This is a genomic window from Vitreoscilla stercoraria DSM 513 (assembly GCF_000382305.1).
Lineage (GTDB): Bacteria > Pseudomonadota > Gammaproteobacteria > Burkholderiales > Neisseriaceae > Vitreoscilla > Vitreoscilla stercoraria.
The window spans coordinates 155,705-164,945 of record NZ_KB908023.1; the positions used below are offsets into that span (position 1 = coordinate 155,705).

The following is a 9,241-nucleotide window of genomic DNA, read 5'->3' on the forward strand; positions in this document are numbered from 1 at the left end:
AACATGCTCCCATAATATTTTTATTCAATATTTTCAAAGGCTGCCATGCTTCATATTTTGCACACTTCAGATTGGCATTTGGGTCGTCAATTGTATGGTCAAAACCGCCACGCTGAATTTCAAGCCTTTTTACAATGGCTACAACAAACCATGCAAGCTCAACATACCGATGTTTTGCTCATTGCAGGCGATGTGTTTGATACCATCACACCCAATCATGCTGCCCAAGAATTGTATTACCAATTTTTAGCCCATTGCGCCGCTGAAAATTTATGTCAACATATTGTGATTATCGGTGGTAACCACGATTCAGCTAGCTTTTTGAATGCGCCCAAATCATTATTAAGCGCCTTGAACGTAACGGTGATTGGCGCTGCGACCGAACATTTGGAAGATGAAGTCTTGGTATTGCGGCACACCGACCATACACCAATGGCCATTGTATGCGCCGTACCGTATTTGCGTGATAGAGATGTGCGTTTGAATTTAGAAAACCAAAGCATAGACAACAAACAACAAGCTTTATTACAAGGCATACGTCAGCATTACCAAAACATTTATCTACATGCCCAAAACATACGTGAACAACTGGCAGCAGACATTCCCATCATCGCGATGGGGCATTTGTTCACCCAAGGCGGCGTGACGATAGATGCCGATGGTGTGCGTGAATTGTATGTGGGCACGCTCGCTCATATTGGCGTGGATGTGTTTGCAGGTTTTGATTATGTGGCATTGGGTCATTTGCACGTGCCACAAACCGTCGCCAAGACCGAACACATTCGTTATTGCGGCTCTCCTATTGCCATGGGTTTTGGCGAGGCTGGACAACAAAAACAAGTGGTGTCAGTGACTTTTACAGGACGCTCACCTCAAATTCATTGCATCGACATTCCTGTGTTTCATGTATTAAAACGCATTACCGGCAATGAAGCGAGCTTGCGCCAACAATTACAATATTTGATAGCCCAAGCGCAGCCTATCTATATTGAAGCGGTTTACCAAGGCAATGAAATGGTGGCGGATTTGAGCCAACAATTGCATGATTTGGTGAAAAACAGTGTGGTGACGATTTTACGTGTACACAATCGCCAATTCATACACCAAGTCTTACCACACCAAACCGAGGTTTACGCCCTACCCGATTTGACCCCAGAAGAAGTGTTTGATGCTTGTTTGCAGCAACACGACATTGCTGATACTGAAAAAACCGCTTTGCGTCTGAGCCACCAACAGGTGTTACAACAAATTCAGCAACAGGATGCTGATTCATGAAAATATTACGTTTGCGTTTCCAAAACCTCAACTCTTTGGTCGGTGAGTGGCACATTGATTTTGAACATGAAGATTATGTACAAAACGGTTTGTTTGCGATTACAGGTCCCACAGGTGCAGGTAAATCGACTATTTTAGATGCCATTTGCTTAGGCTTGTTTGGTGAAACACCACGCCTAGCCAATATCAGCAAAAGCGAAAATGAAATCATGTCACGCCACCAAGCACAATGTTTGGCAGAAGTGACTTTTGCAGTAGACGACAAAATATACCGCAGTACGTGGAGCCAAACCCGCGCACGCAAGCTCAAAACCGGCAAATTGCAAGACAGCAAACACGAATTGGCCGATGCCATCAGCGGCAACATCATTGAAGACAAGAAAAGCCGCACCATTGCCGCCATCGAAGACATCACCCATTTGAATTTCAAACGCTTCACCCGCTCAGTTTTGTTGGCTCAAGGCAGTTTTGCTGCTTTTTTACAAGCGAGCGTAGATGAACGTTCTGATATGTTGCAGCAAATCACAGGCACAGAAATCTACGAAACCATTTCCAAGCAAGTGCATATGAATAAGCGCGAAGCTGAAAGCCAGTTGCAATTATTACAGGCCGCTGCCAATGCGGTGGTTTTGCTCGACGATGATGCGCTGCAACAGATTCAACAACAATGGCAACAAACCCAACAAGACAATGCCCAAACCGAGTATGCCTTAGAGCAAACACGCCAACACATTCATACCCACGAACAACACGCCAAACTGCACACGCAACAGCAATTATTGACCGCACAATGGCAAGCTCACGAACAAGCCCAACAAGCGATGCAAGCAGATGTACAGCGTTTACAGGTCGCTGAAAAAGCGCAAGTGTTGCAAGCGGATTTTCAACACCTAGAACATTTGCGCCAACGCCAAAATACGGCTCAAACCGATATGGCGCAATTACAAAATGCATTGCCACCTTTACAAGAACAAATTGATGTTGCGCTGACGCATTACCAAAAGACACTGCAACAATACCAAGAACATGCTCAACAAACGGAATCTCAACAAAAAAAATGGCAACACGCAGCGGTTTTAGATGCGGCTTTGCGATCAGAAGCACAACAACAAAACCAAATCACTGCGCAGCAACAAGATTTAAAAACACATCATAAACAACAGCAACAAGCCGAAATCAATTTGCGTCAACAATGTGAACAAGCACAGCAACAATTGCAAGCGGTTCATGATTGGGCAAACGAACATCCATATTTGTCGCAAGCCCAAAAATGGCTGCCGACAGGGCAAAAACAATGGCAAGACATTCAAATTTTGGCGTCTAAACTGGAGTCTTGGCAACAACAACAAAATTTTTTCAAACAAAATATTGCCCGACATGAAAGTTCGCAACACGAATTGCAAACATTCATTCATCACACATTTGATCGCAAACAGCAATTATTACAAGAAATTACGCAAGAAGAGCAAGCCATTGCGCTGTTACTGGGCGACAAAACCATTTCTGAATACCAAACCGAGCAAGATTTATTATTACAACAGCAAAGATTGCTACACAAAATTGAATCACTTGAAGCCGAACGCCAGCATCTAAGCGATGGTGACGCCTGCCCTTTGTGTGGTGCGACCAGCCATCCTTATATTCACAATGAACATGTGATTCCAAGCATGTCTGCCACCCAAGAACGCTTACAAGAATTAGACAGTTTTTTTAAACATCTACAAGAACACGAGCGCCGTATTCACGGTAAACAAACCAATTATGCCACGCTCAAACAACAATACGATTTCAAACAAATACAAACCCAACAATTGCAACAAGAGCAACGTGAGTGGGGTATCCAATTGCTCAGTATTCACCAAGAAATCCAAAACACCCAACAACAATCCGATCATCTGCTCAATCAATTGCAACACTCATGGCAAGAAATAGGCTTGCCTGAACATGTTGATTGGAATAAAGCTTTTGAGCAACTACAACGACGCATCGAACAATATCAAAATCATGCTCAAAAAGAACAAAGCTACAAAGAAAAATTGGCTTTGTTAAACAAAGACCTTGAACACTTATTGCCACAATTGCAAAAAGATAGTGAACGCTTGCAACAATTGGCAACCCAGATGCAAGACAGCCAAAATCAGCAACAAGATTTACAGCAACAACGCCAACAATTATTGGGAACGCAAAGCATAGAACAAGCCCAAAATAGATGGCAAACCATGTTACAGGACGCTCAAAAGCAGCAAGAGCAGCAATACCAAACTTGGCAGCTGGCGCTCAATCAACTCACACAAGCCCAACAACGCCTAACCAATGCCCAAGCCCAAGCCCAATCTTGGCAACAAGAATTGGAGCAAACCCAGCATCAATGGCAACAATTGCTGGTACAACATGCATTTCAAGACGAAGCGCAGTGGCAAAGCTTATGCTTGAGTTTGCATATGATGGAAGCGCTACGCACCCAACAAAAACAATGGGAGCATACCCATATTCAATTGCAACAAAGCATGCATCACAACCAAGCTGCTTTGGATGCTTTGAATATGGAGACGCTCAAAAATACGGATTTGTCTACGTTACAACAACAGTTAAAAAGTTTACAGGACGCAAATCAAAGCCAAAACCAGCGTATCGGTGCTTTAGCGCAGCAAATACAGCAACAAGAGCAAGCCAAGCAGCAATTCGCCCAACACCACGCACGCATCCAAGCCATGCAGCAAGAGTGTCAACGTTGGCAAAATCTCTACAAATTGATAGGCAGCAGCGATGGCAAAAAATACCGTGTGTTTGCGCAAAGTCTGACTTTCAACCATTTGGTGCAACAAGCCAATCGCCAATTGCAAAAAATGAATGAGCGTTATTTGCTCAAACAAAACAGCGAGGCTTTATTGCAATTGGATGTCATTGACCAATTTCAAGGCAATGAAGTGCGGTCGGCTAAAAATCTTTCTGGTGGAGAAAGCTTTATTGTGTCTTTGGCACTGGCTTTGGGCTTGTCGCAGCTTTCAGGTCACAATACTCGCATAGAATCACTCTTTTTAGACGAAGGCTTTGGCACTTTGGATGAAGATGCGCTAGAGGTGGCTTTGAATGCTTTGGCAAGCTTGCAACAAGACGGTAAGATGATTGGCATCATTTCACACGTTGCGGCTTTGAAAGAGCGCATCAGCACCCAAATTCAGGTTGAACCACGTCAAGGTGGTGTCAGCTCATTGCGAGGCAGTGGTATCAGCCATTTGTCGTAACTTTTACAGGACGCTGTTATGGCACATTCCCACGACCACAGCCATCATGGACACGCTCATACCAACAATCAAAAAATATTGTGGTATTCATTTTTAATCATCAGCGGCTATATGGTGATTGAAGCAGTAGGCGGCGTATTGACCAACAGTTTGGCCTTGCTGTCAGATGCGGGACATATGTTGTCCGATGCCATCGCTTTGGGCATCGCTTTATTGGCTTTTAAATTTGGCAGCAAACAAGCCAATGCCAACAAAACTTTTGGCTACCAACGGTTCGAAATTTTGGCGGCAGCTTTAAATGGCTTGACCTTGATTTTGGTCGCGGTGTGGGTGATTTACGAGGCGATAGGTCGCTTTGTCAATCCATTACCCATACAAAGTACAGGCATGCTCATCATCGCGACTATCGGCTTAATCGTCAATATTGTTGTGGCATGGATGATGTTCAAAGGTGGTGATACCGAAGAAAATTTGAACATGCGCGGGGCTTTTTTACATGTTTTGGGCGATTTATTGGGTTCGGTAGCCGCCATCATTGCCGCTTTGGCAGTCAAGTTTTATGGTTGGGCTTGGGCAGATCCATTAATCAGTGTGTTGGTCTCGATTTTGATTTTAAAAAGCGGCTATGGCATCCTGAAAGAGGCATTGCATGTCTTAATGGAAGGCACGCCCAAAAATTTGGACATGGATGTCATCCGCCAAAATTTATTGTCCCAAGCTGAAATCGCCAACATCCATGATTTGCATCTGTGGAGCATTACCAGCGGTCAACACGTTTTAACTTGCCACTTGGTGATGCGTGAAGATGTACGCATCAGCCAAGTACAAGAAGTATTGCACCGTTTAGAAAAATTATTACAAGCGCAAGGCGTTCAACATGTGACCTTGCAAGCCGAAAGCTTGCATCATGGGCATGACGAAGCTGCTCTTTGCAGCCACACCGCATCCCAAAACCCTTCCCACTCACATGACGAAACCACACACGAACATTCTCATACACATTAACCCCATCAATAAAAGCGACTTTAAAAGTCGCTTTTTCATGGTTCAAACTTTGGCATTCACTTATTTAATCATTGATTACATAACCTTCATCCACAATCGCATCATGGATATTGGCCAAGCTGACCTTGCTTTCATCAAATTGCACATCCACTTGCGCATTGGCCAAGTTCACAGCTACCGCACTCACGCCATCGAGCTTACTCACACGTTTTTCAATGGCTTTAACGCAATGTTGGCACGTTATTCCTTGTACTTTCAAGATGCGACTGCTCATTTTAAAATCCTTTACAATGCCATTAACGTGGTGTATTGACAATCACCATTGATTATATGAATGGCGACTTCTTGAGCTTTGAGCATATCATAACTGCATATAAAGAGGTACGCATACCAGCAATATATTAAATTATCTTAAACTATTATGGTAGCTGAGATGCTTCACGCAATTTCAATAATCCCAGCAAAGCCGTATCACGCTCTTGGCGCAAATTCACACCGCCTAAACTCTCTAACCAAGCACCAACTTGGGTATCCAAAGTATCAATCAAAGCCTCATCCACGGTCACCGAACCCAAATCATTCCACCAAGAGGTCATCGGTGGACCCAAATGTTCCATCGCATGGGCAAAACCTGCATTGTTCGCCAATTGCATATTCAAATAAGGACCCAACAATGCCCAACGCAAACCCGGTCCTGCAGTAATAGCCGTATCAACATCTTGTGCCGAACATACGCCTTGCTCGACCAAATAAAACGCCTCACGCCACAAAGCGGCCTGTAAACGGTTGGCAACATGTCCGGGCACTTCTTTGTGAATGCGAATCGCTTTTTTACCCAAGCTTTGATAAAACGCCATGGTTTGTTCCACCACCGCCGCATCGGTTTGCGCACCACCAATGACTTCTACCAGCGGTAATAAATGTGGCGGATTAAACGGGTGTCCTAACACCACACGTTCAGGATGCTGGCACACGCTTTGAATGTCTGAAATTTTCAAGCCTGAAGAAGAACTCGCAAAAATCGCCTGTGTAGGTGCGGCAGCGTCCATTTGCGTATACAAAGCCTGTTTCAATTCTAAGCGTTCAGGACCATTTTCTTGCACAAAATCCGCATGCTGTACGGCTTGGCTCAAATCGGTTTCAAAACGCAAACGGTTTAAACTGGCTCCTGCCACCAAACCCATTTCACTCAAATCTTGCCAAAATGTGTTGACCCATTCTTGCAAACGCTGTTGCGCACCTTCTGCGGGGTCATAGGCCACCACATCAAAACCTTTTGCCAAATAAAAAGCCGCCCAACTGGCTCCAATCACACCACAACCGACAATCGCTACTGTTTTAATAGATTCAAATTGCATAGAAATTCCTCATACAAATGTAAAAAGATTTTTGTTAAGGGCTTGCAGAAAAGCCTTATGATGATTTTGTTTCAAAACGCAGACATAAAAAAACAGGTCAGCACCCACTGACCTGTTGTGATTCTTATTTAACGGTGTTCCAAAGCGTCCTGTAACGCTTTTTCAATTTTATCCGCATCAAATGATTTGGCAATCAACTCAAAACGGCTATCTCGTCGCCACGACACTTGATTGGCACCCCAATGACCATCCACCCAATTGAGCCATACATGCGTTCCCAAAACGCGAAACACGCCTTTGGCACGTACCAATCCTTCAGTCATGCTTGGCAACGCATCAAAAAATTGGGTCAAACGCTCACCGTCAAAATCACTGGTGTGCGGGAAAGTAAAACCTTGAGTTTGATAACCCATCGTATTGTCAGGCAAAGAGGTGATGCGATAACGTGGTTTTTGTATCACTTCAGTATCGAGCCATGCCAATTTCATTTGCGCATTGTCCACCTCAGCAACAAAAGCCTTAGGTGGGAACAATTTTGCCGCACGTTCACGAAAACGGTTCATCACATCATCACTGCACAAATCTACTTTGCTCGCCACCAACACATCACACACACCAATTTGGTCTTGGTATAAAGCCTGCAAATTAAAATCAGAATCGATAAATTGGCTCGGATCCACCACCGTAAACACCGCGCCAACGGTCAAAGAATTGGCCAATGGTGGTGTGTTCAACTCATCAATCACACTGGCCGCATGCGCCAAACCGCTCGCTTCAATGATTAAACGATCAGGACGGTTTTCACGCAACATTTTGGTCACAGTCACAGTCATTTGTGGTCCCGCCACACAACACAAACAACCGCCTGAAATCTCTGCCACAGGCACTTCATCTCCGCTCAAAACCGCGCCATCAATGCCAATTTCTCCAAACTCATTGACAATAATGACCCATTTTTCATGTTCGGGTTTTTGAGCCAACAAAGATTTGATAGCGGTAGTTTTACCCGTTCCCAAGAATCCTGAGAACAAATGGACAATAGTATTTAATTCGGGTTTTGCTGCTGACATTGCTGACATATTCCTGTTAATACGACGTGTTCGTCATCTAATTGAAAACCTGTGCGTTGCAGGCCTTGTTGTAATTGCTGCCATTCATGTGTTCTTTGTTCATCGACTGAATGACATTGTGTGCATACTAAAATAATCGCTTGCTCATGCGGCTCATGTGTACAATGTCCACTGGCATGATGCTCGTGTTCACCACTATGGCGGCACACAATGTAACCATTGACCGCTGCCACTTTGTGCAAAACACCTTGCTCGACCCAAAAATCCAAAGCACGGTAAGCCGTCGGCGGCGCCACAATAGAAGTAGCAGCAGCCTGTAATTGTGCCAAAATATCATATGCTTTAATGACACCATGTTTTGCCAAAATCAAATCCAAGACTTGCTCACGCAATGCAGTGACTTGGGCTTTATGATGCCGACAATTGGCCAAAATTTGTTGCTTTAACTGATTCGGATTCAAATCAAAACAGCCTTTTCAAGATAGATCACAAACCAAAGATGATACCGCTTCACCCTTGCTCTGACAAATCACTAAGGATGATTTTGATACTTAACAACATATCAGACTCATTGTTTCTTTTATAATAACCATCAATCTATCTGATTTTAATTTAAAAAGACTTTAACTTCATTAATTTTTAAACCAGTGAGCCAATATGAAATGTGATTGGAATTTAATTTATGCCATATTATTAATACTCGAAGAGAAAGGCTCAGCCGCCCTTCCATCCAATCAAATTAAAATTGAGAACTTTAGCACTGAACAAATTCATTATCATTGCCAATTATTATACGAACGGGAATTCATCAGCGGTAAAAAGATGTCTAATGGCAATGAAAAATATATTAACATCATCAATATGACATGGGAAGGACATGAGTTCTTAGACAGCCTTCGCGCTGAACCAATATGAAATAAACAGGCATGCAGCTACATTACCATTAAATACCAAAATATTGAATTAATATAATCTGTATTTAAACCAACAAGCGTCCTGTAAAGTTTACAGGACGCTTGTTTATGTGAATGTGTATTATATTTAAAGCTATCTTTAAGAATGAATAAAGCCCTGATGCGTTTGCATCAGGGCTTTAGAATGGGGCGTTTGACGATGACCTACTTTCACATGGGTAATCCACACTATCATCGGCGCTAAGTCGTTTCACGGTCCTGTTCGGGATGGGAAGGCGTGGGACCAACTCGCTATGGTCGTCAAACATAAACTTTAAAATCAGAAAGCCGTCTGTGTTACAGAGCTTTGAAATAGGGCTGTATTATACTGTCTA

General features: G+C 43.4%; 8 protein-coding genes and 1 rRNA gene. 4 read left to right on the plus strand and 5 right to left on the minus strand.

Annotated elements, in window-relative coordinates; all coding sequences use genetic code 11:
* Positions 1-45: 45 nt before the first annotated feature.
* From H150_RS0106125 to H150_RS0106135, 3 genes are read left to right on the plus strand one after another with little or no spacing between them, the layout of a single operon-like run.
* Positions 46-1,275, plus strand: coding sequence for an exonuclease SbcCD subunit D C-terminal domain-containing protein (locus H150_RS0106125; RefSeq protein ID WP_019958178.1), 1,230 nt, complete (start codon positions 46-48; stop codon positions 1,273-1,275).
* Positions 1,272-4,520, plus strand: coding sequence for an AAA family ATPase (locus H150_RS0106130; protein ID WP_019958179.1), 3,249 nt, complete (start codon positions 1,272-1,274; stop codon positions 4,518-4,520). Before H150_RS0106125 ends, H150_RS0106130 begins: the two co-directional genes overlap by 4 nt.
* Positions 4,521-4,538: 18 nt before the next feature.
* Positions 4,539-5,525, plus strand: a complete 987-nt coding sequence (locus H150_RS0106135; RefSeq protein ID WP_019958180.1) for a cation diffusion facilitator family transporter — start codon at positions 4,539-4,541, stop codon at positions 5,523-5,525.
* A 64-nt stretch (positions 5,526-5,589) separates the two neighbouring features.
* On the opposite strand, the gene H150_RS0106140 is transcribed toward H150_RS0106135, so the two are convergent.
* The 4 genes from H150_RS0106140 to H150_RS0106155 form a co-directional block, all read right to left on the minus strand.
* On the minus strand, positions 5,590-5,799 hold the full coding sequence (locus H150_RS0106140; protein WP_019958181.1) for a copper ion binding protein: 210 nt from the start codon (positions 5,797-5,799) through the stop codon (positions 5,590-5,592).
* 145 nt (positions 5,800-5,944) lie between these two features.
* On the minus strand, positions 5,945-6,883 hold the full coding sequence (locus H150_RS0106145) for a 3-hydroxyacyl-CoA dehydrogenase NAD-binding domain-containing protein (protein WP_019958182.1): 939 nt from the start codon (positions 6,881-6,883) through the stop codon (positions 5,945-5,947).
* A 128-nt stretch (positions 6,884-7,011) separates the two neighbouring features.
* Positions 7,012-7,953 (minus strand): CobW family GTP-binding protein, encoded by a 942-nt coding sequence (locus H150_RS0106150; RefSeq protein WP_019958183.1) that lies wholly within the window; start codon positions 7,951-7,953, stop codon positions 7,012-7,014.
* Positions 7,929-8,414, minus strand: coding sequence for a Fur family transcriptional regulator (locus H150_RS0106155; protein WP_019958184.1), 486 nt, complete (start codon positions 8,412-8,414; stop codon positions 7,929-7,931). The genes H150_RS0106150 and H150_RS0106155 overlap by 25 nt, the downstream gene beginning before the upstream one ends.
* A gap of 196 nt (positions 8,415-8,610) precedes the next feature.
* On the opposite strand from H150_RS0106155, the gene H150_RS0106160 reads away from it, so the two are divergent.
* Positions 8,611-8,868, plus strand: a complete 258-nt coding sequence (locus tag H150_RS0106160) for a DUF2513 domain-containing protein (protein ID WP_019958185.1) — start codon at positions 8,611-8,613, stop codon at positions 8,866-8,868.
* Between the two features lie 190 nt (positions 8,869-9,058).
* Here the strand turns inward: H150_RS0106160 and rrf are convergent.
* Positions 9,059-9,172, minus strand: a 5S ribosomal RNA gene (gene rrf / locus H150_RS0106165).
* Between the last annotated feature and the right edge of the window lie 69 nt (positions 9,173-9,241).

Bases quoted from the DNA above. Each gene is read 5' to 3' on its own strand.
- H150_RS0106145 (WP_019958182.1), bottom strand. From the start codon at position 6,883: ATGCAATTTGAATCTATTAAAACAGTAGCGATTGTCGGTTGTGGTGTG.
- H150_RS0106135 (WP_019958180.1), top strand. From the start codon at position 4,539: ATGGCACATTCCCACGACCACAGCCATCATGGACACGCTCATACCAAC.
- H150_RS0106160 (WP_019958185.1), top strand. From the start codon at position 8,611: ATGAAATGTGATTGGAATTTAATTTATGCCATATTATTAATACTCGAA.
- H150_RS0106130 (WP_019958179.1), top strand. From the start codon at position 1,272: ATGAAAATATTACGTTTGCGTTTCCAAAACCTCAACTCTTTGGTCGGT.
- H150_RS0106140 (WP_019958181.1), bottom strand. From the start codon at position 5,799: ATGAGCAGTCGCATCTTGAAAGTACAAGGAATAACGTGCCAACATTGC.
- H150_RS0106150 (WP_019958183.1), bottom strand. From the start codon at position 7,953: ATGTCAGCAGCAAAACCCGAATTAAATACTATTGTCCATTTGTTCTCA.
- H150_RS0106125 (WP_019958178.1), top strand. From the start codon at position 46: ATGCTTCATATTTTGCACACTTCAGATTGGCATTTGGGTCGTCAATTG.